Genomic DNA, 23746 nt, shown 5'->3' with positions numbered 1-23746 from the left:
TCTGGCGGAAGATAGGCGATACGGTCACGCGTGGCGGCCGCGCGGGCCGCGGCATCTTCAGCGGCCTGCCTGCGCACGGCGCGAAGCGCAAGGGACGCCGCGCCGGCGGTGAAAAACAAGAGCGCGGCGGGCCACGCGAGTGCCGTCAGAGCCACGCGCCGCGCCGACCAGACGCCGAGGGGCCTCACTCGGCGGCTCCGGTTTCCGCACCGTCTTCCAAAGTACCCTCCCATTGTTGAAGGTCGTGCCAGCCTAACGCTAGAGTTCAGCTGCGGAGGCGCAGGGTTGGAGCCTTCCGATTTACGGAGCGCTGCGCGCCCTCGTCAGCTGCAACGATTCGTTGGGCAGCACGGGCGTCGCTCTCTGCCTCGCCGACTCCGCCTCGCGACTCTCGAGCCACAAGACAACGAGCACGGTCGCTGCCATGACCTTCTGCATGACCACCTGGGTGACCAGCCCGCGCTCCGAGTCGGGACTCGGGCCCAGGTGCGCCATCGCGATGAACCCCACGAGCACGAGCGTCAGCGCCGTCCAGCCCACCGTCGCGGGTCGTCGAAACCGCGCGTCCCGAGTCGTGGCCACGCCGAGTAGCGCGGTCCCCACCGGGAAACAATAGAACGCGACTCGCGACGACATGACGTGCAGGCGGAACGCGCGATCCGCGGGCGCGAGCGCGACGACCAGGAACCCTCCGCAGACGAGCGCGCCGGCGACGGCGGCGAGGCGCGCGAAAGGGCGCGCGCGCGGGGCGGCCGAGAGGAGTCGGACGGCCCCGACGAACGAGCCGGCCAGCACGACTACCCCGACGAGCATGCCGACGGCGAACAGCACCGCGCCGCGCGTGTTCTCCGCGCCGGCGAACGTGACGGTGCTTCCGAGATCGCTCAGGAAGTTGTGCGTGAACGAGTACCCGCGCGTCGATGGGTCGATCACCGTGCCACCGGGGTACAACAGCCCCGACGCGACGGCGGCCAGCACTGCGACGGCCAACGCGTAGCGGGCAAGTGCCCAGGCCCCTCGTCGAGCGTTCATGTCGGTGTCTGCGTAGGGGGCCGCGGTGCTACCCAACGCCGATTAGGCGGAACCGCCTTTGTCTTCCACCGCTACCCCTTACGGCAGCGTCTCTCGCGCCAGAACATGCGTCATGTGCTCGACCTCGCCAACGCCCGCCGCGCATGGCGGCTCTCAGCCCGTTTAGACAGCGTCTACCGGCCGCCACCACGCATCGTTGCCCGAGCACTAGCGGAGAAACGCTGCGCGTGAACGCTGCAGGCCGACCGAGCGCCACCACCATCGCACGCGGCTCATCGAACGCACAGCGGGGGCGCCGCTCTTCGAGCGACGCCCCCGCCGTCCATCTACCGCCTAACGCCTTACCTCACCACCACCACATCCGGAACGCCGGCGCATCCTTCTTCGGGAAGATCCCGCCATTGATGTCGGCCGAGTCCTCCTCGTCCTGACTGTCGGCCATCGCGGCGTTCTCGCCCATGCCGACCTTCTCCACGCGGAAGGTCTGCTTGTACGTCTGCCCGCCCGCGGTGAGCGTCACGACGTAGGACCCGGCATCGGCGAGCGAGCCACCGAACCCGCCGAACCCACCGCCGCCGCCACCGCCACGACCGCCGGCCACCTGCGGCGCGTGCATGCCGATGATGTCCCACACGCGCTGCACCGGATCGAGCGTCGCCGCGGCGCCGCCGCGCCGGCCGGCGTTCTGCGCGCCGGCACCCACGCCGCCGCCGCCGAAGCCGCCCTCGCCGCCCGCGGTATCAGCGGCAGCGCCGCCGCGTCCACCGCGACCCGCCGCCGCTGCCGGCGGCTCCGCGGGGCGCGCGCAGAACGTCTCCCACATCGTCGCCGGGTGCTCGCAGCCCACCTGTGCGTTGCGGCCCTGAGCGCCGCTGCCGCCCCCCCGGCCGCCGAAGCCGCCCTGGCCGGCCTGCTGCGGGTTCATGGCGAGGTTCACCACGCGCCTGACGTTCGCGAGCGCCGTCGTGTCGTAGCCCGCCTGCTTCAGCGAGTCGAGCACCTGCGGCGCACGCGTCTTGAGAAGGATCGAGTCGCGGCGCTCCGACGGCGTGAGCTCGCGGCGCGGCGCCGGCGCGCCCGTGAACGGCCACACCACCGTGTGCACGCCACGGCCCGCGGGGCCCGTCGCCGAGAAGAGCTGCGTGCCCGCGGCGTCGCTCACCGCGACGCGCACCGGGCCCGTCACCGAGTCCTTGAGGCGGTAGACGATGTTCGCGCCGTACGACGGCGGCGACACCACCCACGGCGCCTGGCCCCAGCCGTTGCCCGGCAGGCCGAGGTTCGGACCCTCGCCCCACTGGAACGCCGTGCGCGGCGCGTACAGCGCCACGTTCTCCGCGAGCGTCTTCGGCGTCATCTGCTCCAGGGCCGAGACGTCGACGAGCCAGATGCCGCGGCCGTGCGTCGCCGCCATCAGCTCGCGGTCGCGCGGATGGATCTTGAGGTCGTACACCGGCACGCTCGGCAGACCGCTCGAGAACTTCGTCCACGTCTTGCCGCGGTCAAGCGACGCGTACACGCCGATCGACGAGCCGACGAACAGCAGGTCGCGGTTGTGCGGGTCCTCGCGGACGACGTGCAGGTAGTCCGCCGGCGACGTGTTAGGCAGGTTGCTCACGATCGACTTGAACGTCTTGCCGCCGTCCTCGGTCATGTAGAGGTACGGCGTGAAGTCGTTCCACCGATGGTTGTCGAACGCGACGTAGAACGTGAGCGTGTCGAAGTGCGAGGGCTCGACGCGCGTCACGTACACGTCCTTGCTCGGCAGGCCGGGGAAGCGATCGCTCAGGTTCTCCCACGCGCCGCCGTCGGTGTGCGTGATCCACACGTTGCCGTCGTCGGTGCCGGCGAGCAGCAGGCCGGGCTTGATGTAGCTCTCCGCGAGCGCGACCACCGTGCCGTACGTCTCCGCGCCCGTCACGTCCGGCGTCACGCCGCCGGTGTACTTCGTCGCCGTGTCCATCCGCGCCTTCATCTGCTTCGACAGATCGGGCGAGATGGTGAACAGCTCCTCGCCGCGCTTCAGCGACTTGAGGACCTTGTTGCCGCCGAGGTAGAAGACGCTCGGGTTGTGCGGCGAGAGGAAGAACGGCGAGTTCCAGTTGAAGCGCAGCGCCTCGTCGACCGAGTCCTTCACCTGGCGCGCGCGGAGCTGCGCGATGCGCGCGTTCGCCTGCGACGTCGACGGCTGGAGCGGATCGCCGCGCACGACCGCGATGGAGTCCTCCCACTGCCGGTAGTGCTCCTGCCAGCTCGGCCGCGTCACGCGGAGCGTCTGCCCCGTCCTCAGGTTGCGCCCCTGCACGCCGGCGTTCTGCGACTCACCCCACACCCAGTCGCCGGCCGGGTCCTGCGCCGTGTAGAAGCCGTCACCGCCGGAGATCGTGAACCAGTAGCTGTTGTTGTTCACGCCGCGCCGCCGGCTCGGTCCGCACCACGCGCCGTTGTCCTGCGCGCCGGAGCAGACGTTGTACGGCACCTGATAGTCGTAGCTGATCTCGTAGAACTGCCCGATGGGGAGGTTCATCGGGTAGAAGAAGTTGCCGCCCTTGTCGAACGTGATGGCGACGCCGCCGTCGTTCGCGAGCGCCCACCGCTCCGGATCGTTCGGGTCGATCCAGATCCCGTGGTCGTCGACGTGGACGCCCTGCGCGGCGTTCTGGCTCGTCTTGCCGCCGTCGTTCGAGACCTGCAGCTCGGTCGACGAGAAGTACACGCGGTCCGGGTTCTTCGGGTCGACGCGCACCTGCGAGTAGTAGAACGGGCGCGTGTCGATGTTGTTCATGTGCTGCCACGTCTTGCCGCCGTCGGCCGAGCGATAGAGGCCGTTCGCGGACGGGCGCACGCCCTGCTGCATCGTGCCCTTCTGCGGCTCCATCGAGTACGCCTCGGTGAGCGCGTACACGACGTCGGGGTTGCTGCGCGAGATCGCGATGCCGATGCGGCCCTTCACGCCCTCGGGGTAGCCGTTGCCCTTGATCTCCGTCCACGTCTTGCCCGCGTCGGTGGACTTCCAGAGGCCCGAGCCGGGACCGCCGGAGTTCAGCGAGTACGGCGTGCGGTAGCGCTCCCAGCTCGACGCGTAGAGCACATCGGGGTTGCGCGGGTCGATCTGCACGTCGACGAAGCCGGCGCGGTCGCTGACGAACTTCACCAGGTTCCACGTCTTGCCGCCGTCGGTCGTCTTGTACAGGCCGCGCTCCGCGTTCGGCTTCCACGCGGCGCCTAACGCGGCGACGTAGACGACGTTCGCGTCGCGCGGGTCGACGGCGATGCGGCCGATGTGCTGGGTCTTCTCGAGCCCCATCAGCGTCCACGTGTTGCCGCCGTCGGTGGACTTGTAGATGCCGGCGCCGGGCTCGATGGTGTTGCGGCTGTTGGGCTCCCCCGTGCCGGCCCACACCACGTTCGTGTCGGAGGGCGCGATGGCGAGCACGCCCATCGAGATGATGCGCTTGTCGTCGAACACGGGGCGCCAGGTGACGCCGTTGTTCGTCGTCTTCCAGATGCCGCCGCCGGCCGCGGCGACGAACATCGTCTTCGACGGGCCGGGGATGCCGACGACGTCGGACAGGCGGCCCTGGAAGTTCGCCGGACCCACGGTGCGCCAGCGGAAGCCGGCGACGGCCGTGGAGTCCAGCGTCTGGCCGGAGGCGGGGACGGCCGCGGCGAGCAGCGCGGCGCCTCCGAGGAGCGAGGCGAGACGGGGGGTGCGCATGGGTCTCTGAAAGGGTGAGTCGAGCTTCCAGAGTACGGCCGGGCCCGGGACGGCGTTGTCCCGGCGCCGGTCGACGGCCGGTCGATCGTCGGTCAACCGGCGGAAAATAGCGACCGCACCTCCTCGCTCACCCGCCGCGGCCGCCCCGACCGTGGGTCGATCGGACACCACAGCGTCCGCGACTCCGCCAGCACGCGCCCGTCCGCCGCCCGCCGGATGTCGGTGAGCCGCTCGAACGTGATCCCCTCGAGGTGCCCCACCCGCGTGCGCACGATCACCTCGTCGCCGAGCCGCGCCGCCGCGCGGTAGTCGATCTCGTGGCGCAGCAGCGCCCACCCCACCGTCGCCTGGATGTCCGTGGTCGTCAGCGCCCGCCAGTGCGCGATCGCCGCGTCCTGCACCCAGCGCACGTAGACGACGTTGTTGACGTGGTCCTGGTCGTCGAGGTCCGTGGGCTCCACGCGCACGCGGACCTCGTATGGGCTCGGTGCGCTCACGCGGAGACGCGGAGAACTGCCTCTTCGAATCGAACCGCAGAGGACACAGAGGAGAACCACTTCAATTGGCTTCCTCCGTGTCCTCCGTGTCCTCTGTGGTTCAATTCAAAGAGGGCAGTCCCCTGCGGCCCTCTGCGTCCTCCGCGGTTCAACGTCACGCGCCGGTCGCGTCGACGAACGCCGAGGTGGCCAGCTCGCCGGCCGGGCCGCGGTGCGCGGTGAGGAAGACGCGGGTCAGGCTGCCTCGCTCCACCGAGCGCTTGAGCTGCGCGAGCTCGCCGCAGAAGTAGCGGTTGCAGGTGTCGGAGCGCATCTCGCGCGTCAGCGTGCAGCCGGTGGGGCCGTGGTAGATGCACGAGTCGTCGTGCGAGGTCTTCCCGACGCGCCGGAGGTAGCGCGCGACGACCGCGTTCACGGTCAGGCCGGGCTCCTTGCGCACCACGCGGCGGATCGTGTCGGCGGAGATGTAGGCGCGCTCGGAGCCGTTGCGGCAGCAGTGCCCCCCGCAGGTGGCGCACGCGGTGCCGAGCAGCCGCCCGACCGCGGGAGGCAGCGCGGGGTCGGTCTGCGGGTCGGGCGCCTCGTCCGAGCCCGCGTCGGGCTGCGCGATCGCCGCGGTCGCCACGCGCGTCAGGTGCGCGCGCAGCGCCCGCCGCCGCTCGCGCGGCACCGGCACCAGCCCGCCGCGGACGTATGCCGGCGTGAGCGCCACCACGTACGACTCGGCGTCGGCGATGCCTAACGCCGCGGCGCGCTCGGCCCGCAGCGCCGCCGCCTCCGCGCGCAGCGCCGTGTCCTCCTCGCGCCGGCGATCGCGCCACTGGCGCCACTCGCGCATCCGCTCGTCGCGGCACGCCGCGCGCCCGCACAGGCGCGACACCCGCTCCGCGAGGGCGAGCGGCCGGCCGCACACGCGACACTTCTCGCCGGCCGGCATCGTCGAGTAGCGCCACCGGCACGCGGACGAGCGGCAGGTGGGCTGCGTCGCGGCGTCGAGCAGCGTCAGCGGCGCGTCGCAGATCACGCAGTGGTCGGGGCTCGTCTGCATCCGATGTCCAGGGGTCGCGGGGTCGGCACGTCGGCCGCGCGTGCCATGCGTGCCACGCGTCGTGTCACGCGCAGCCCTTGTTGCGGCAGTCGATCACCCTCGACACCGAGCTCGTGGCGCCGATGGAGTTGGTCGCGGTGAGCGTGACGGTGTAGCTGGCGTGCCGCCGTGGAAAGGTATGGCTCACGTTCGTCAGGGTGGACGTCGTGCCGTCGCCGAAGCTCCAGGCGTACGACGTCGCCCCGGTCGACGTGTTCGTGAAGCTGCACGTCAGCCCGGCGCACGAGTAGACGAAGCTCGCCACCGGGGGCGGCGGCGGCGGGGCTGCCGGGGCGCGCGTGTAGAGTAGCAGGTTCGGCGTGCCGAGCGGGACGCCGATGATCGCCCCGGACGTGGCGTTGCTCGTCAGCGCGGACGCGACCTGCGCCGGCGAGTCGCCCGGGTGCGCCGCGAGATACAGTGCCGCCGCGCCGGTCACGTGCGGCGCGGCCATCGACGTGCCCTTCATCGTGTGCGTGCCGCCGTCCAGCCAGTCGGACACGATGTCCACTCCCGGCGCGAGGAGATCGACGCAGGCGCCGCGGTTCGAGAAGTACGCGAGCGAGTCCACCCGGTTGGTCGCGCCGATGGTCAGCGCGTCGGGCGCGCTGCCGGGCGAGTAGCTGCACGCATCGGCCGTGCTGTTGCCGGCCGCGATCACGTACGTGACGCCCGCGGCGATCGAGTTCTCGACCGCCTGGTTCAGCGTCGCCGAGTACGCGCCGGCGAGGCTCATGTTCGCCGACGCCGGGCGGCCGCCGACCTTCGTCGGATCGCCGCTCGCCTTCTGCACGTCGGCCGTCACCCAGTCCACGCCGGCGATGACGCCGGACACCGACCACACGCCCGTGCAATCGAGCACGCGCACGGCCACCAGCCGCACCTTCTTGGCGATGCCGGTGGAGGTCCCGCCGACCGTGCCCGCGACGTGGGTGCCGTGCCCGTGGCAGTCCGCCGCGGTACCGCCGGGCGTCACCTCGTCCACGCCCGTCACGGCGCGCCCGCCGAAGTCGGGGTGCGCGAAGTAGATGCCGGTGTCGAGGATGTAGACGCTCACGCCGGTGCCGTCGGTGTCGTACGTGTAGCTGTTGTCGAGCGGGAGCGCGCGCTGGTCCACGCGGTCGATCCCCCACGACGGTGTCGGCGACTCGACGCCGGCCGCGCGGATCTCCTGATCCTGCTCGACGAGCGCGACCCGCGGGTCGCTCGCCAGTCGCGCGGCGTCGGCGGCGCTGAGCGCGAGCGCGGCGCCCTTCAATGCCGACGTGTACAGATGCGCGAGCGTGCCGGCGTGCCTGCTCGCGAGATCTCTCGCCACCGCGCTCGGGTCGACCACGTCGGACCGGAAGACGACGATGTAGCTCCCGGCGATCGGCACCGACGCGGCGGCCGAGGTGAACGACGGAGCGACGACGTGCAGGTCGGTCGTGCGGGTCGCGGCGGTCGGCGCCGGTGCGTCGCCGCAGGCGGCGAGTCCGGCGAGCGTGCCGACCGCGACCGCCGTCGTGCCGAGCATCGTTGCACGCATGAGCGACCTCCTGTCGCCTCGGGTGGGCGAGCGTGCGCCGCGCGACGGTGTCGTCGTCCGGCGTCGTGACGGCGCTCGGCTATTGTATGCCCCCCCGATCGGACGGCAACCCACGCCGCCGGCCCCATCGGGAGCGCCACTCGACCATCTTTCGCACGACCTCCGCAGGAGCCTCGATGACGAACCGGACCGCCGCGGCGCTGGCCCTCCTCGCCGCGCTGCCGCTGCCGTCGCTGCAGCCGCTGCACGCCCAGACCCGCACGCCCCCGCCGCCACCGCGTGCCGTGCGGCGCGACATCCCGCTCACGAACATGATCCGCCGCGCGTTCGCCGCCGGCACGCGCGACTCCACCGGCCGCCCGGGGCGCAGCTACTGGCAGCTCCGCGTCGACTACTCCATCGACGCGCGGCTCGACGCGGCGACGTCGATCGTGCACGGCACGGAGCGCGTGACGATCCACAACGCGAGCGACTCCGCGCTGCGCACGATCGTGCTGCGGCTCGACCAGAACCTCTTCCGCCCCGACGCCGTGCGCGCCGAGGCGCTCACCGGCATCGAGATCACGGACGGGATGCGCGTCACGCGGCTCGCCGTGAACGGTCAGGCCGTGGACCTGAACCCCGCGCCGCGTGGCCGCAGCGACCCACCGTCCACCGTGCCGGCGGCGTCGGGGCTCACGACGACGGTGGCCACGATCCGCCTGCCCGACGCGATCGCCGCGCGCGGCCAGGCCACGCTCGACGCCGAGTGGTCGTTCAAGGTGCCGAGCGTCGGCGGCGGGTTCAGCGAGCGCATGGGCCGGTGGGCCGACTCGCTGTACCAGGTGGCGCAGTGGTACCCGCGCGTCGCGGTGTTCGACGACCTGCGCGGCTGGGACACCGATCCGTACCTCGGCCCGAGTGAGTTCTACAACAACTTCGGGAGCTTCGACGTGCGCGTCGACGTGCCTGCGGGATGGCTCGTCGCCGCGACCGGCACGCTGCGCAACCCCGAGGCGGTGCTCTCGCCGACGACGCGCGAGCGGCTGACGCACGTGCTGGAGTCGGACGCCACGCGGCCGATCGTCGGCGCGGCGGAGCGGGGCAAGGGAACGTTAGGCGCCGCCGGCGGCCGCCTCGTCTGGCACTTCACCGCGGACTCGGTCGCCGACTTCGCGTGGGCCACGTCGGACCGCTACGTGTGGGACGCGACGCGCGCGACGATCCCGGGAAGGGGCGCGGTGCCCGTGCACGTCCTCTACGAGCCGTCGCACGCGGCGCAGTTCCGGCAGGCGGGGCCCGTGGTGCGGCACGCGCTCCAGTTCTACTCGCGGCTCTGGATGCCGTACGCGTTCCCGCAGCTCACGATGGTCGACGGTCCCGAGCGCGGGATGGAGTATCCGCAGATCATCTTCTCCGGCGTCGGCGCGGCGGACCACGAGGCGGGGCACGAGTGGTGGCCGATGATGGTCGGTGTGAACGAGACGTGGTACGGCTTCATGGACGAGGGGTTCAACGAGTACATGAACCGCCTCTCCGACTACGACGCCGAGGGGAAGCCGGCGAACCTCGACACGCTGGGCCAGAGCTACGGCCGCGTGGCGGGGAACGAGCGCGAGGCGCCGCTGATGTGGAACGCGAACTACGGCGGCCCGATGTACTCGTTCCAGGCGTACGGCAAGGCGCCGATGATGCTCTCCGCGCTCGGCGGCGTCGTCGGCGACAGCGCGGTGTGGCGGGCGATGAGCGGCTACGCGCAGGCGTGGCGCTTCAAGCATCCCACGCCGTGGGACTACGCGTTCTACATGCAGAACGCGCTCGGCCAGGACCTCGGCTGGTTCTGGTACTCCTGGCTGTTCACCACCGCGTCGGTCGACGGGTCGATCGCGCGCGCGACGACGGTCACCGGCGGGCGCACCACGGTCACCGTGCGCCAGGACGGGGACATGCCGTCGCCGGTGGTGCTGGAGGTGAAGTTCGCCGCGGACGGCCCGGCGATCACGCCGATGTCGAACGCGCGCATGGTCGACGCGCGCACCGCGATCGTCACGTTCCCGGTGGACGTCTGGTTCGACGGGCGGCGGACGTACGACGCGGTGCTGGACTTCGGGCCGCGGAGCATCGAGCGGATCACGCTGGACCCCGGCATGCGGTTTCCGGACGGCGATCCCTTGGACAACGTCTGGCCCAGGGCGGGCGTGCCCTGACGTCGATCTGCGTGGCGACACCGGGCTCCACGTACGATATCTGGTGGGACTGAAGAAGGACTGAAGGAGGACTGAAGAAGGAGAACACCAACAGAGTTGTTGGTCCTTCTTCAGTCCTTCTTCAGTCCTTCTTCAGTCCAATGAAACCACGTACGTGGAGTCCGGAGAGGCGCGAAGCAACCCTCCTGGCGGTTCGCGCTGTCTATGCTCAAAATGAGCACAGCTACCTCCACCCGCCCGTCCCGTGTCCCCTCCGCGCCGCCGTGACCCGGACCCGCAGGACCTGCTCCCGCTGAAGCCGATCGAGCTGCTGATCCTCACCATGCTGAGCGCCGGCGCTCGGCACGGGTACGGGATCCGGCAGGACATCGTCGCGCACACGGAGGGGCGCATCGCGCTCGAGGCGGGGAACCTGTACCGCCACGTCCGCAACCTCGAGGGCGCCGGCGTCGTCGCCGAGTCGGACGCGCCGGACGAGGGGGACGAGCGGCGCATCCACTACTCGCTCACCCCGTTCGGCCGCCGCGTGCTCGCCGCCGAGCTGCTGCGGCTGCGCGAGCTGCTGCGCATCGCCGAAGAGCGGCGCATCATCGCGCCGGCGCGCGCGTGAGCGTCGAAGCGCGGATCGCCCGCGCGCTGCTGCGCCTCTATCCCGCCGAGTTCCGCCGCCGCTGGGGCCGCGCGATGGCGGAGTTCCATCACGACCGGCTGCGCCATGCGCGCGCGCTGGGCGAGCCGCGTGTGCTCGTGTGGCTGCGCATCGTCGTCGACACCGCGCTCTCCGCGCTCGCCGAGCGGCTGCGCGCGCGAAAGATCGTTCCCCTACACCGTCCGCCGGAGGATCCGATCGTGCGCACCCTGCTGCAGGACGCGCGGTTCGCGCTGCGCGACCTCGTCCGCCGTCCCGCGTTCACCGCGGTGGTGCTGGCCACGCTCGCGTTGGGCGTGGGCGCGAACGCCGCGATCTTCTCGGTCGTGAACGGCGTGCTGCTGCGCCCATTGCCGTACCCGCACGCGGAGCGCGTGGTCGCGTTCGGGCACGAGCCGCCGCACTGGCTCGCGGCGCCGCAGGACTTCCTCGACTACCGGCGCGAGCTGCGGAGCTTCGAGAAGCTCGCGGCGTACACGCGCCGCGAGGACACGCTCACCGGCGAGGGCGATCCCGAGCGCGTGCGCTTCGTGCCCGCGACCGAGGACTTCTTCCCGCTGCTCGGCGTCGCTCCGTTGCTGGGGCGCACGTTCCTCCCCGAGGAGTTCCAGGGTGACGCCGAGCACCCGTCGACGGTCGCCGTGTTGAGCCACGCGCTGTGGAAGCGGCGCTTCGGCGGCGACCGGTCGATCATCGGCAAGTCGATTCACGTGAACGGCCTGCCGCGCACCGTGGTCGGCGTGATGCCGGCGCACTTCGACTTCCCCGAGGCGCGCACCGACATGTGGGGCCCGATGCCGCCGCCGCGCCCCGACAGCGTGAACGGGCGTACGAATCACTTCCTGTTCATGGTCGGGCGTCTGCGGGCCGGCGCGACGATCGAGCAGGCGATGCGGGAGGCGACCGCGCTCGACCGGCGCATCATGCGCGACGAGCCGCAGCACTTCGACCCCGCGAAGCCGCTGCTGCCCCACATGGAAGGTGTGCGCGAGCAGCTCGTCGGGCCCACGCGCCCGTACCTGCTCGCGCTGCTCGGCGCCGTGGGCTTCGTGCTGCTCATCGCCTGCGCGAACGTGGGCAACCTGCTGCTCGCGCGCGGCGAGTCGCGGCGCAAGGAGATGGCGCTGCGCAACGCGCTCGGCGCGTCGACGCGTCGGCTGGTGACGCAGCTGCTCACGGAGAGCCTCGTGCTCGCGGTGCTCGGCGGCGTGGTCGGCGCGGCGGGGGCGTGGGGGCTGACGCGGCTGCTGCGCGCCGCGGCGCCGGACGGGCTGCCGCGCGTCGCCGCGATCGGTCTCGACTGGCGCGTGGCGCTGTTCACGTTGGGCATCGTCGCGGCAACGGGGCTGCTCATCGGCCTCGTGCCGGCGTGGCGGCTCGCGCCCGATGCCGCCGCGACGCTGAAGGAAGGGGGCAGGGGGACCGGGCCGCAGACCACGTCGGCGGGCGCGCGGCGGGCGCTCGTCGCGGCGGAGGTGGCGCTCGCCGTCGTCATGCTCTCCGGCGCCGGCATGCTGCTGCGCAGCCTCGCCCATCTGCGCGCGAACGATCTCGGCTTCGTGCCGCAGGGGGTGCTCACGGCGAAGGTGTCGATCTCGCGGCGCGACTACGACGACGCGCGCACCGCGGCGTTCTTCTCGCGCCTCATCGAGCGGCTGCGCGCCGTGCCGGGCGTGCGCGCGGTGGGCGCGTCGGGGTGGCTGCCGGTGGTGGACGCGGGGGGGCTGTGGGGCTTCCAGCCGGAGGGGGGCAACTACCCCGACGGGCGGTGGCCGTCCGCGGTGCCGCAGCAGGCGACGCCGGGCTACCTCGCGGCGATCGGGCTGCCGCTGCTCGCGGGGCGCGACTTCACGACGGCCGATGCCGCCGGCGCGCCGCTGGTGGCGATCGTGAGCGAGCGGTTCGCGAAGCTCGCGTGGCCGGGGCAGGACGCCGTCGGGCGCCGCTTCCAGCTCAGCCGCGAGTCGCCGCTCGTGACCGTCGTCGGCGTGGTGGGCGACATCCGCTCGCACGGCTTCGACGACACGCCGGAGCAGACGATGTACTTCCCGCACGCGCAGGCGGCGCAGAGCGCGTACTTCGTGCCTCGCGCGATGGCGATCCTGCTGCGCACCTCGGGCGACCCGGCGCGCCTCGCGCCCGCCCTGCGCGCCGCGGTGCGCGAGCTCGAGCCGACGGCGCCGGTGTCGGAGATCCGCACGCTGAACGACGTGGTCGCGACGTCGGTGGCGAGCCGGCGCTTCAGCACCGCGCTGCTGTCCGCGTTCGCGGCGCTCGCGCTGCTGCTCGCCGGCGTCGGCACGTACGGGGTGATCTCGTACGGCGTCTCGCAGCGCGCGTTCGAGCTCGGCCTGCGCATGGCGTTAGGCGCCGAGCGGCGCACGGTGCTGGGGCTCGTGCTGCGCGAGGGGCTGCGGATGTGCGGCGCGGGGCTCGCGGCGGGGCTCGTCGGCTCGGTGCTGGTGGCGCGCGCGATCCGGGCGATGCTCGTCGGCGTGTCGCCGGTGGATCTGCCGACGTTGGGCGGCGTGTGCGCGGTGCTGCTCGGCGTCGCGGTGTTGGCGAGCCTGGTGCCCGCGCGTCGAGCGATGGGCGTGGACCCGACGGAAGCGCTGCGTGGGTGAGCGCGGCGAGTCCTTACAAAGGACTGCGCCGACTGTACAATTGAACGACAGAGAGGGGGCGGGATTCGGGACTCGGGACTCGGGACTCGGGACTCGGGACTCGTTAGGCCCCGAGTCCCGAGTCCCGAGTCCCGAGTCCCGAGTCCCGACCCCTCTCTCCGGTTCAACACCAGCGAGCCACCGTCTCATGCGTCTCACGCCGCTCCTCGCCCTCCTCGCCCTCGCGGCGACGCAACCGCCCGCCAACCGCCGCGCGACGACGCGCCCGCCGAAGCTCGTTCGCCTGACGGCGGCCGAGCAGCGCAAGCTCGCCGACTCGGCGCAGCGCGCGGTGAGCGTGCAGGCGATCGGTGGGCTCGTCGCCACGCCGTGGGCGCCCGAGGGACTCGTCGCCGACCCGATCGCCATCGACGTCGACCCGCAGGGCGTCGTCTACGTGACCGGCTCCGAGCGCGCCGGCGCGGTGGGCAGCCTGCTCGACATCCGCGGGCACCCGACGTGGGTGCCCACGGTGCACACGCTCACCACGGTGCCGCAGCTCCACGACTTCTACCACAAGGAGCTCTCCCCGGCGCGCAGCGCGCAGAACCTCTGGATCCCCGACCTCAACCGCGACGGCTCGCACGACTGGCGCGACCTCACGGTGCCGGTCGACCGCGTGTACCGCGTCGTCGACCGTGCCGGCCGCGGGATGGCCGACGAGTCGCGCGTGCTGTACGAGGGGTTCAACGCGGACGCGGTGGACGACGTCGCCAACGGGCTCGTCGCGCTCCCCGGCGGCGACCTGCTCGTCGCCGCGGCGCCCGACGTCTCGCGGCTGCACGAGCGCAACGGCGTCGTCACGCGGACGCCGATCAGCAGTGGGTACAACGTGCACCCGGCGTTCTTCGGCCACGGCCTCGCCGGACTCACGTTAGGCCCGGACGGCCGCGTGTACTGGTCGATGGGCGACCTCGGGTTCGACCTCGTCGACAAGACGGGCAAGCGCTGGCGGCAGCCCAACAACGGCGCGATCCTGCGCGCGAACCCCGACGGCACCGACTTCGAGGTCTATGCGTCGGGACTGCGCAACCCGCAGGCGTTCGCGTTCGACGAGCTCGGGAACATCATCGCGTCGGACAACGACGGCGACCACCAGGGCGAGTACGAGCGCGTCGTCTACGTCACGAACGGATCCGACGCGGGCTGGCGCTCGACGTGGCAGTACGGCAAGTACACCGACCCGGCGAACAACCGCTACAACGTCTGGATGGACGAGCGGATGTTCACGCCACGCTTCCCGGGGCAGGCGGCGTACATCGTGCCGCCGGTCGCCCCGTCGCACGCCGGGCCGTCCGGGCTCGTGTACGAGCCGGGCACCGCGTTAGGCGACCGGTGGCGCCGCACGTTCTTCCTCACGAGCTTCGTCGGCACGCCGTCGGGCGCGCGCGTCTACGCGTTCACGGTCGCGCCCGACGGCGCCGGCTTCCGGCTCCAGTCGGACACCGTCGCGCTGCAGGGGATCCTGGGCGTCGGCCTGCGCTTCGGCCCCGACGGCGCCATCTACCTCGCCGACTGGATCGACGGCTGGGGCTCCAAGGGGCGCGGCCGCATCTGGAAGATCGACACCCCGGCCGACTCGGCGAGCCCCGCGCGCGCCGAGACGCGGAAGCTGATCGCCGAGTCGTTCGCGGGGCGCACGAGCGACCAGCTGCTCGCGCTCCTGCGCCACGCCGACATGCGCGTGCGCACGAAGGCGCAGTTCGAGCTCGTGCGCCGCAAGGACGCGCCCACGCTGCTCGCCGCGGTCGCCGACGCGCACGCCAGCCCGCGCACGTGGGCGTTCGTGCACGGCATCTGGGGCGTCGCGCAGCTCGCGCGCGTCGACGCGCGGCAGGCCGCCGCGCTCGTGCCGCTGCTCCGCGACACGGACGGCGAGGTGCGCGCGCAGGCGGCGAAGATGCTCGGCGACCTGCGCTACGCACCGGCCGCGGACTCGCTGCTGCCGCTGCTGAAGGACGACGCGCCGCGGGCGCGCTTCTTCGCCGCCGAGGCGTTAGGCAGGCTGGCGTACCGGCCCGCCGTGCAGGGAATCGTCGGCATGCTCGCCGACAACGACGACCGCGACGTGTGGCTGCGGCAGGCCGGCGCCACCGCGCTCGCGCGCATCGGCGACACGGCGCAGGTCGCGGCGCTCGCGTCACACCCGTCGCGCGGCGTGCGGCTCGCCGCGGTCGTCACGCTGCGCCGGTTGCGGAGCCCCGACGTCGCGCGCTTCCTCGACGACGCCGACGAGGCGGTGGTGACGGAGGCCGCGCGCGCGATCAACGACGACGGTGGGATCGTGCCGGCGCTGCCGGCGCTCGCGCGGCAGCTCGCCGCGACGCGCTTCGCGAACACGCCGCTCGTGCGCCGCGCCATCAGCGCGAACCTGCGCGTCGGCTCGCGCGAGGCGCTCGACCGGCTGGCATCCTACGCCTCGAGCAGCGGCGGCGCGGCGAACGCCGACACGCTGCGCGCCGAGGCGCTCGCCGCGCTCGGTGCGTGGGCGAACCCGTCGCCGATGGACCGCGTGGACGGCGCGTGGCTCGGCCCCGTGCCGCCGCGCGACGCCGTCGCCGCGCGCGCCGTGGTGGCGAAGCTCGTCACGTCGCTCCCTGCCGACGCGAACGAGGAGCTCACGCTCGCCGCGCTGAACGCGGTGGCGAACATCGGCGCGAAGGAGGCGGCGCCGATGCTGCTCGCGAAGTTCCAGTCCAGCGCGCCGCGCGCGGTGCGCGCCGCCGCGCTGCGTGCGCTGCGCGCGGTCGGCGCCGACGAGACGGAGCAGGCCGTGCGCACCGCGCTCGCCGACCCGGATCCGGTGCTGCGCTCCGCCGCGTTGGGCATGGTGCCGGCGCTCCGTCTCTCCGACGACGGCAGCGCGGAGCTCCTCGGCGGCGTCGCGGAGAAGGGCACCACGACGGAGCAGCAGAGCGCGCTCGCGTCGCTCGGCGCGCTCCACGGCACGCGTGCGCAGGCCTCACTGGATCAGTTGTTCGGCAAGCTGGAGTCGGGCGCGCTGGCCCCCGAGGTGCGGCTCGACGTCGCCGAGGCGGCGAAGGCGGGCGCGTCGCCGGCGGTGCGGGAGCGTGCGCGTCGCTGGCTCGCGCCGGTGGCCGAGGGGAAGGCGCCCGGCGCGCTCGGCGAGGCGCTGCGGCGCGGCGGCAGCGCGCAGCACGGCCGCGAGATCGTGCTCGCGGGCCCGGCGTCGGAGTGCACGCGCTGCCACAGCATCGGCACCCCGGGCGCCGACGTCGGCCCCGACCTCACGCACATCGCGTCGCGCATCACGAAGGAGCAGATGCTCGAGGCGCTGCTCACGCCGAGCGCGCGCCTCGCGCCGGGCTACGGCACCGTGCTGCTCACGCTGAAGGACGGCAAGTCCGTCGTCGGCACGCTGCGCGAGGAGTCGGGTGGTGAGCTCGTCGTCGAGACCGCGCCCGGCAAGCGCCAGCGCGTCGCGACGGGCGACGTCGCCAAGCGCACGAATCTGCCGTCGCCGATGCCGCCGATGGGCAAGCTGCTCACGCCGCGCGAGATCCGGGACGTCGTGGAGTATCTCTCGACGCTGCGTTAGGCGTAGCGGCGGCCCGACTCTCACCGCAGAGGGGCGCAGAGGACTGCACTCCTCTGCGGCTCATGAAGGCGCCTAACGCCGATGCCGCGCCCGCTCGAGGAACGCGGTCACCGAGTCCGCGAATGCGGTCGATCGCATCGTCGCGCCGTGATCGCCGGGCACGGTCACCAGCGTGGCGCGCGGGAACAGTCGCGCGAGCTCCTCGGGCGAGCCGTCCTCCTGGTCGGCGTCGCCGGAGATCACGAGCACCGGCACGCGCACGCGCCCCAGCGCCGCGCGCGAGCTGCTCGGCTGCGCCTGCTGCTGCATGGCGAGCACGCGGCGGTCGAGGCCGCGCTGGTCGGCCGCCCGCACCATCCCGGCGACCGGTGCCAGCGCCGCCGAGTCGAGCGGCAGGCCGGCGAGCGCGCGGTGCGCCGCCACGCGACGCGGCCACGCGGGGTTCGTGAAGTCGGCGCCCATGCCGCCGAGCACCGCGCACCGCACGTGCGGGTCGAGCTCGAGCAGCCGCGCCGCGACGATGGAGCCGCGCGAGTAGCCCGCCACGCAGTACTCGCCGAGGCCGAGCGCCTGCGCGACGCCGACGACGTCGCGCGTCTCGGCGTCGTTCGCCCAGGCCTCGGGCGCCGTCGGCTTGTCGGAGGCGCCGTTGCCGCGCAGGTCCACCACCACCACGCGAAAGCCCGCGTCGACCAGGCGAGCGTACGCCGGCGTGCGCCGCCACGACGTGCCGTCGTTCAGGAAGCCGTGCAGCAGCACGACCGCGGGGCCGGCGCCGGCCGCGGTGTAGTGGATGCGCGCGCCGTCCGCCGCGGTGTAGAGGCCGCCCGTCGTGTCGCTCTGGGCCGGCAGCCGCGCGGCCCAGAGCGTCGCGCCCAGCAGCGCGCCGCGCAGCGCCGGTCTCACCGGTCGGCCGCCGCGGCCTTCGGGCTCTTCTTCAGGTGCTCGTCGTACCAGCCGACGATGCGCCCCACGTAGTCGCGGTAGTCCGCCTCGCTCGCGTTCCCCGCGCCGTGGCCGCCGTTCACGTAGTTCACCCACGTGACTTCCTTGCCGAGCCGCCGCAGCGCGTAGAACATCTCGCGCGTGTTGTCGGCCGGCACGTTGGAGTCCTGGCCGCCGGTGAGCAGCAGCAGCGGCGTCGTGATGCGGTCGGCGAACATCACCGCGGAGTGCTGCACGTACTTCTGCGGCTGCTGCCACAGCGTGGCGCCGAGTCGGTCCTGGCTCTTCTCGGCCGCGTGCACGTTGCGCACGCCGAGCCGCGGGCTGTCGGTGTAGAAGGAGATGATGTCCACCTTGCCCGAGATGTTGATCGCCGCGCGGAACCGGTTCGTCTGGGTGATGAGCAGGTTCGTGGCATAGCCGCCGTAGCTCGTGCCGTGCACGCCGAGCTTCGACGAGTCGGCGACGCCGAGGTCGATGAGGCGGTTCGCCGCAGCGGTGACGCCCTTCACCCACGCCTCGCCCGGGTAGCCGACGTCGAAGTCCACCGACGGCTGCACGACGACGTAGCCGTTCGCGGTGAGGACGTTGATCACCGGGTCGAACGTGTCGTTGAAGAAGTCCTCGTACACGTTGAACACCGTCGGGTAGCGCGTCCCCTTCGCGTAGTCGGGCGGGTAGTAGACGACGCCGTACTTGCGGTGCCCGTCGGCGTCGAGGTAGTCGACGAGGCCCGCGGTGCCTAACGCCTTCCCGTCGAGCTGCGGGTTCGTGCGCACCAGGCGGCGGAGATCCTTGAGGTCCGGGCCCGCCGCGTACACGTCGCCCGGCCGCGCGACGTCGGCGATGGTGAGCACGATCGTGCTGCCGTCGCGCGCGACCTGCACGTTGCCGTAGCTGCGCGTGTCGAGCGCCAGCGTGTCGAGCCGGCGCGCGGTGCGATCCCAGCGCACGATGCCGCGCTCCCACTTGTCGCGCGATGCCTGCGACAGGTAGATCCACCGCCCGTCGGCGCTCCAGCCGATGACGCTGCGCGTCGGCGCGCGCGCGACGTGGAGTCGGGCGTCTCGACGAACATCTCGCGCCGGCCCGTCGCGACGTCGACGAGCCACAGCCCGTCCTTGCTCGACGCCACGAGCGCGTCGCCCGCCTTGCTGAAGCGTACCGGCGTGAAGCGGAGCTTCTCGCGCGCCTTGCGTGCGCTGTCGGCGGCGGCGCTGTCGGTGGGGAGCTTGGCGGTGTCGGCGGCGGCGAGCACGCGCGCCGTCGTGTCGTCGATCGACGCGACCGAGAGCCGGCCGTCCTTCGCCCACGCGTAGTGGCGGCCGTCGTCCGCCCACACGACGGTGACGTTCTTCAGCGACGGCAGCAGCACGCGCGGCGTTCCGTTCGTGCCGCGGGTGACGAGCTTGTTCTCGCTCCCGAAGATGACGTCGTAGTCGGTCTTCTTCGTCACGTCCTCCGTCCACGTCACCGCGCCGCCGTCGCGCGCGAGCACGTACGACCCCATCATCGCCTGCGGCAGCACCTCGCGCGTGCGTCCCGTGGCGAGGTCGTACGCGACGACGGACCGCACGTTGCCGCGGCGGCGCAGCTCGTCCCACGCGAGGAACGGATCCTTGCTCGACTGGACGAAGATCGGTCCCGCGGTCTGCCGCGCGAACTGCGCGCGCGCCGAGTCGCGCCACGCCGTCGTGTGCGTCGAGAGCAGCACCGACTTCCCATCGCCGCTCCACCGCACGTCGCCCTGCTCGGCCGGGTACGTGCCGTCGGGGAGCGGGATGCTCGTGAACTTCCCGGACGCGCGCTCCCAGATCAGCGGCTGCCACGCGTCGCCCTTGCGCACGAGCAGCGCGAGTCGGCTCGCGTCGGGCGACCAGCGCAGCGCGCCGACGTCGCGCTTGTCGGGGAACAGCGCGCGCGTGGCACCGGTGCGCGTGTCGACGACCCACACGCGCGACGGCAGCGGCCGCAGGTACGTCGGGTCGCCGTCGCGCCGGTAGTCGACGCCTAACGCGTCGCGCCGAGTGCTGGACGTCGCGACGAGCCACGCGCCGTCGTCGGAGAGATCGGCGAGTCGATACGTCGCGAGGTCGAGCGCGTCGTCGACGGTGAAGCGCGTCGGCGTCTGCGCGGCGGCCGGGAACGCGGCGAACGCGGCGCACGTGGCGAGCGCGGCGAGCGCGGCGATGGCGAGATGGCGGCGGTTCATCGGGAGCGGGAACGGGTGGGAGGCGCGGCCGAACGTGCACTCCGCTCTCGGGCACCGCCAGGCCGAGCCGAGTCGCGGCACGCAGGCTGCCAGCGGACCCGGTGCCGCGCGCCGGCGAATTCACGGCTGCGTCGTGTCGTCGATCACAGACGAGCGCGAACGGGCGGGAACGGGTCGCCGGGCGCGGTGTCGGTCATGGTGACCGAGCGGGGCGTGGGCGGGGTGGGGTGGGGAAGAGACTCGACCGAACCACGAAGACCCTCGCGTCGCATTCACTCGTGGTTCGGAGGATCGAAGTCATGTCGTCAGGCTGGAACACCAGGCTCGGCGCAGCCGCGTGCGCTGCCGCCCTCGCGCTCGCCGCGTGCACCGATCGCGCGCTCGTCGGTCCCACGGACGTCGCGTCGAAAGACGGGTACGTGCCGGGGCAGTACATCGTGATGTTCAGGGGCGGCGAGTCTGCGGGCGCCGCACCCGGCGCCGGCGTCGCGCGCAGCGTGACCCCCGGCGTCTCGCGCCTGCGCACGGCGATCACGGCGCACGGCGGCACGATCGTGCGCACGACCTCCGGCGTCGTGGACGCGATGACGGTGCAGCTCAGCGACTCGGCGGCCGAGGCGCTGCGCGCCGATCCGTCGGTCGCGCTCGTGGAGCGTGACCCCATCGTGGAGCTCGACGCCGGCGGCACGGAGACGAGTGCGCCGTGGGACATCGACCGCCTCGACCAGCCCGCGCTGCCGCTGAACGGGACGTACGCGTACCCGGGCACCGGCGCGGGGGTGTGGATCTACGTCTTCGACAGCGGCATCTGGTACTCGCACACCGACTTCGGCGGCCGCGCCGTGAAGGGCTACGACGCCACGAAGGCGATCGGCGACGCGAGCGACTGCGCCGGGCACGGCACCGAGGTCGCCTCGATCGCCGGCGGCGCGACGTTAGGCGTGGCGAAGGGCGTCCGGCTCGTCTCGGTGAAGGTCCGCGACTGCAAGCTCGCGACGACCGGCTCGATCCTGCTGGATGGGTTGAACTGGATCGCGACGCAGCGGCAGGCGAACCCGAGCCAGCCGGCCGTCGTGAACATGAGCATGTCGGGCACCATGGCGTCCACGCTCGACAGCGCGGTCACGCGGCTCGTGAAGCTCGGCCTGCCGGTGGTCGTCGCGGCCGGCAACGGCACGACGGACGCGTGCACGAAGTGGCCGTCGCGCGACACGACGGCGATCGTCGTCGGCGGCTCCGACGCACGCGACCTGTGGTACTCGGCCTCGAACTACGGCCGGTGCGTCGACGTGGTCGCGCCGGCGCAGTACGTGGTCACCGCATACCTGAGCGGCAGTCAGACCGTGGTGACGACCGGCACCTCGTTCGCGTCGCCGGCGGTCGCCGGGATCGCCGCGCTGTACCTCGAGACGCACCCGACGGCGACGCCCGCGCAGGTCGCGGCGGCGATCGTCGGCGGCTCGGTGAAGAACGTGCTCCGGAACGTACCGGCGGGCACGCCGAACCGGCTCGCGAGCGTGTCGTTCCTCGGCGGCAGCACCGCCGCGATCAACACGCCGCCGACGGCGAGCGTGACCTCGCCGCCTAACGGCGCGAGCTACGTCCAGGGCGCGAGCGTGACGTTCACGGGCACGGGCAGCGACGCGGAGGACGGCGCGCTCTCCGGCGCGTCGCTCGTGTGGACGTCGAGCCTCGACGGCCAGATCGGCACGGGCACGAGCTTCACCACGTCGGCGCTGTCCGCCGGCACGCACACCATCACGCTGACCGCGACGGACTCCAAGGGCGCGACCGGTACCGCGACGCGCACGCTCACCGTCACGGCGAGCGGCAGCACGAGTCAGACGCCGGTCGCGGGCTTCACGTGGACGTGCACGGCGGCGGGCCTGAACACGCACCAGTGCGCGCTCGACGCGAGCGGCTCGACGTCGAGCGCGGCGATCGTGTCGTACGCGTGGAGCTGGGGCGACGGGCGCAGCGAGACGAAGACCACCCCCACGACGAAGAACACGTGGGCCGCGGCCGGCACGTACACCGTGACGCTGAAGGTCACCGACGGCAGCGGCCGCACGGCGACGACGAGCCAGGCCGTCGTGGTGCGGTGAGACAGTGCGAATCGCGTAGTGCGCATGACGTCGTGCGCACTACGCGATCGCTCACGGCACCGTCCCGTTCGCGGACGCGAGCGCCTTCGTGAGCCGGTACAGGAACTCCTGGCCCTCGTAGAACGACTGCACGCGCATGCGCTCGTCGCGGCCGTGCGCACGCGCGTCGACCTTGGGATCGCTGAACAGCCCCGACACGCCGTACGAGGGGACGCCCAACGCGAGGAAGAAGCGCGAGTCGTTCGCCCCCGTCGACATCGTCGGGATCACCGGGATGTCGCCGAACATGTCGCGGGTGATCTGGGTCACCGGACCCACGATCGCCGGCGACAGCGGCGACGTCGGCGACGTCGGGCGCTGGGTGCGGATGAGCACCTGCACCGCGGTGTCGTTCACGACGCGCGCGAGCGAGTCGCGCACCTGCTCCGCCGTCTCGGACGGCAGGATGCGGCAGTTCACGTTCGCCTCGGCGAGCTGCGGGAGCGCGTTCGTCGCGTGGCCGCCGGAGAGCATGGTGGCGACGCACGTCGTGCGCAGGATCGAGCTGTAGCGGTCGTCGCGCGCGATCGCCGCCGCGGCCGCGGCGTCGTTGGGGTTGGCGGCGAGGGCGCGCATCGCGCGGGCGATCTCCGGCGACTCCACGGCGGCGGTCTTCGCGAAGAACTCGCGCGTCACGTCGCTCAGGTGCACGGGGAAGTGGTAGCGCCCCACCTTCGACAGCGCGTCGGCGAGCGACGTGATCGCGTTGTCGTCGCGTGGCACCGACGAGTGGCCGCCGCGGTTCGTGGCCCGCAGCGTGAGGTTCGTGGTCACCTTCTGCGCCACCTGCAGCGCCTGGAACAGCGGCTTGCCGTCGCGCAGCGTGCCGCCGCCGCCCTCGTTGATCACCATCCCGGCGTCGACCAGCTCCTTGTGGTTCTTCAGCAGCCAGTCGACGCCGTTGTACGCGCCGCTCTCCTCGTCCGCGGTGAGCGCGATGATCACGTCGCGGTCGGGCACCCAGCCCTCGCGCTTCAGGCGGATGGCGTTCGCGACGAAGATCGCCGCCATCGCCTTGTCGTCGGCCGTGCCGCGCCCGTAGTAGTAGCCGTCCTTCTCGGTGAACGTGAACGGGTCGAACTCGGGCGACCAGTCCGCCTTCAGCGCCTCCACGACGTCGAGGTGCGCGAGCAGCAGCAGCGGCTTGCCCGCGTTAGGCCCACCCTTGCCGCGGATGCGCGCCACGACGTTGTGCTTCTCCGGCCGCGGCCCGCCCACGAACACGTCGGAGTCGAGAATCCCCGCGTCGCGCAGCCGGCGCGCCATCGCCACCGCGGCCGTCGTGACGTTCCCCGTCGTCACGCCGCTCTGGATCTCGACGAGCTCCTTGTACACGTCGCGCGCCACCTGCTGGTGCGGCGCGAGCTGGCCGGGCACGTAGACCGGCGACTTCGTGACGCGCTGGGCGGCGAGCGGCGCGGCGAACAGCGCCGCGGCGAACAGCGCCGGGGAGACGGCGAGCGTGAGCGGGGCGAAGCGGGCGTGGCGCACCGGGCGAGGCTCCAGGATCCGTGACGGAAAAGTGT

General features: G+C 72.5%; 14 protein-coding genes. 5 read left to right on the top strand and 9 right to left on the bottom strand.

Annotation, left to right across the window (positions count from 1 at the left end):
* Positions 1 to 300: 300 nt before the first annotated feature.
* From J421_RS02920 to J421_RS02900, 5 genes are all read right to left on the bottom strand, one after another.
* Positions 301 to 1032 (bottom strand): DUF998 domain-containing protein, encoded by a 732-nt coding sequence (locus J421_RS02920; protein ID WP_104022178.1) that lies wholly within the window; start codon positions 1030 to 1032, stop codon positions 301 to 303.
* A 346-nt stretch (positions 1033 to 1378) separates the two neighbouring features.
* A complete protein-coding gene (locus tag J421_RS34275) occupies positions 1379 to 4750 on the bottom strand; it encodes a WD40/YVTN/BNR-like repeat-containing protein (RefSeq protein WP_025409668.1) in 3372 nt (1123 codons plus the stop codon).
* Positions 4751 to 4842: 92 nt separating this feature from the next.
* On the bottom strand, positions 4843 to 5247 hold the full coding sequence (locus J421_RS02910; RefSeq protein ID WP_025409667.1) for an acyl-CoA thioesterase: 405 nt from the start codon (positions 5245 to 5247) through the stop codon (positions 4843 to 4845).
* Positions 5248 to 5401: 154 nt separating this feature from the next.
* Positions 5402 to 6295: a hypothetical protein gene (locus J421_RS02905; protein ID WP_025409666.1), complete on the bottom strand. Its 894-nt coding sequence runs from the start codon at positions 6293 to 6295 to the stop codon at positions 5402 to 5404.
* Positions 6296 to 6359: 64 nt separating this feature from the next.
* Complete coding sequence (locus J421_RS02900; RefSeq protein WP_158508641.1) at positions 6360 to 7862, bottom strand: S8 family serine peptidase; 1503 nt, start codon at positions 7860 to 7862, stop codon at positions 6360 to 6362.
* A 176-nt stretch (positions 7863 to 8038) separates the two neighbouring features.
* On the opposite strand from J421_RS02900, the gene J421_RS02895 reads away from it, so the two are divergent.
* The 4 genes from J421_RS02895 to J421_RS02880 all read left to right on the top strand — a co-directional run bounded on the left by J421_RS02895 (position 8039) and on the right by J421_RS02880 (position 16919).
* Positions 8039 to 10048, top strand: coding sequence for a M1 family metallopeptidase (locus tag J421_RS02895; protein WP_025409664.1), 2010 nt, complete (start codon positions 8039 to 8041; stop codon positions 10046 to 10048).
* Positions 10049 to 10292: 244 nt separating this feature from the next.
* On the top strand, positions 10293 to 10658 hold the full coding sequence (locus J421_RS02890; RefSeq protein WP_025409663.1) for a PadR family transcriptional regulator: 366 nt from the start codon (positions 10293 to 10295) through the stop codon (positions 10656 to 10658).
* Positions 10655 to 13321: an ABC transporter permease gene (locus J421_RS02885; RefSeq protein ID WP_104022177.1), complete on the top strand. Its 2667-nt coding sequence runs from the start codon at positions 10655 to 10657 to the stop codon at positions 13319 to 13321. Before J421_RS02890 ends, J421_RS02885 begins: the two co-directional genes overlap by 4 nt.
* Positions 13322 to 13508: 187 nt before the next feature.
* Positions 13509 to 16919: a HEAT repeat domain-containing protein gene (locus tag J421_RS02880; RefSeq protein ID WP_025409661.1), complete on the top strand. Its 3411-nt coding sequence runs from the start codon at positions 13509 to 13511 to the stop codon at positions 16917 to 16919.
* A 72-nt stretch (positions 16920 to 16991) separates the two neighbouring features.
* Here the strand turns inward: J421_RS02880 and J421_RS02875 are convergent, their stop codons facing one another.
* Genes J421_RS02875 through J421_RS32560 form a run of 3 tightly spaced genes read right to left on the bottom strand, consistent with a single transcriptional unit; the run spans position 16992 to position 20076 of the window.
* The gene (locus tag J421_RS02875; protein ID WP_025409660.1) at positions 16992 to 17825 is read right to left on the bottom strand and encodes an alpha/beta fold hydrolase; all 834 of its coding nucleotides are present in this window, start codon (positions 17823 to 17825) and stop codon (positions 16992 to 16994) included.
* Positions 17822 to 18721 (bottom strand): alpha/beta hydrolase family protein, encoded by a 900-nt coding sequence (locus J421_RS32565; RefSeq protein ID WP_158508640.1) that lies wholly within the window; start codon positions 18719 to 18721, stop codon positions 17822 to 17824. Before J421_RS32565 ends, J421_RS02875 begins: the two co-directional genes overlap by 4 nt.
* Positions 18607 to 20076, bottom strand: a complete 1470-nt coding sequence (locus J421_RS32560; RefSeq protein ID WP_025409658.1) for a TolB-like translocation protein — start codon at positions 20074 to 20076, stop codon at positions 18607 to 18609. The genes J421_RS32565 and J421_RS32560 overlap by 115 nt, the downstream gene beginning before the upstream one ends.
* 299 nt (positions 20077 to 20375) lie before the next feature.
* Between J421_RS32560 and J421_RS02865 the strand changes: the two genes are divergently transcribed.
* Positions 20376 to 22181: a S8 family serine peptidase gene (locus tag J421_RS02865; RefSeq protein WP_025409657.1), complete on the top strand. Its 1806-nt coding sequence runs from the start codon at positions 20376 to 20378 to the stop codon at positions 22179 to 22181.
* Between the two features lie 51 nt (positions 22182 to 22232).
* Here the strand turns inward: J421_RS02865 and J421_RS02860 are convergent, their stop codons facing one another.
* Positions 22233 to 23711: a M20/M25/M40 family metallo-hydrolase gene (locus J421_RS02860; RefSeq protein ID WP_025409656.1), complete on the bottom strand. Its 1479-nt coding sequence runs from the start codon at positions 23709 to 23711 to the stop codon at positions 22233 to 22235.
* Positions 23712 to 23746 lie beyond the last annotated feature (35 nt).

Source organism: Gemmatirosa kalamazoonensis (genome assembly GCF_000522985.1).
GTDB lineage: Bacteria > Gemmatimonadota > Gemmatimonadetes > Gemmatimonadales > Gemmatimonadaceae > Gemmatirosa > Gemmatirosa kalamazoonensis.
Note: the sequence above shows the minus strand (reverse complement) of the source record. Positions and strands in the feature narration are given on the sequence as shown.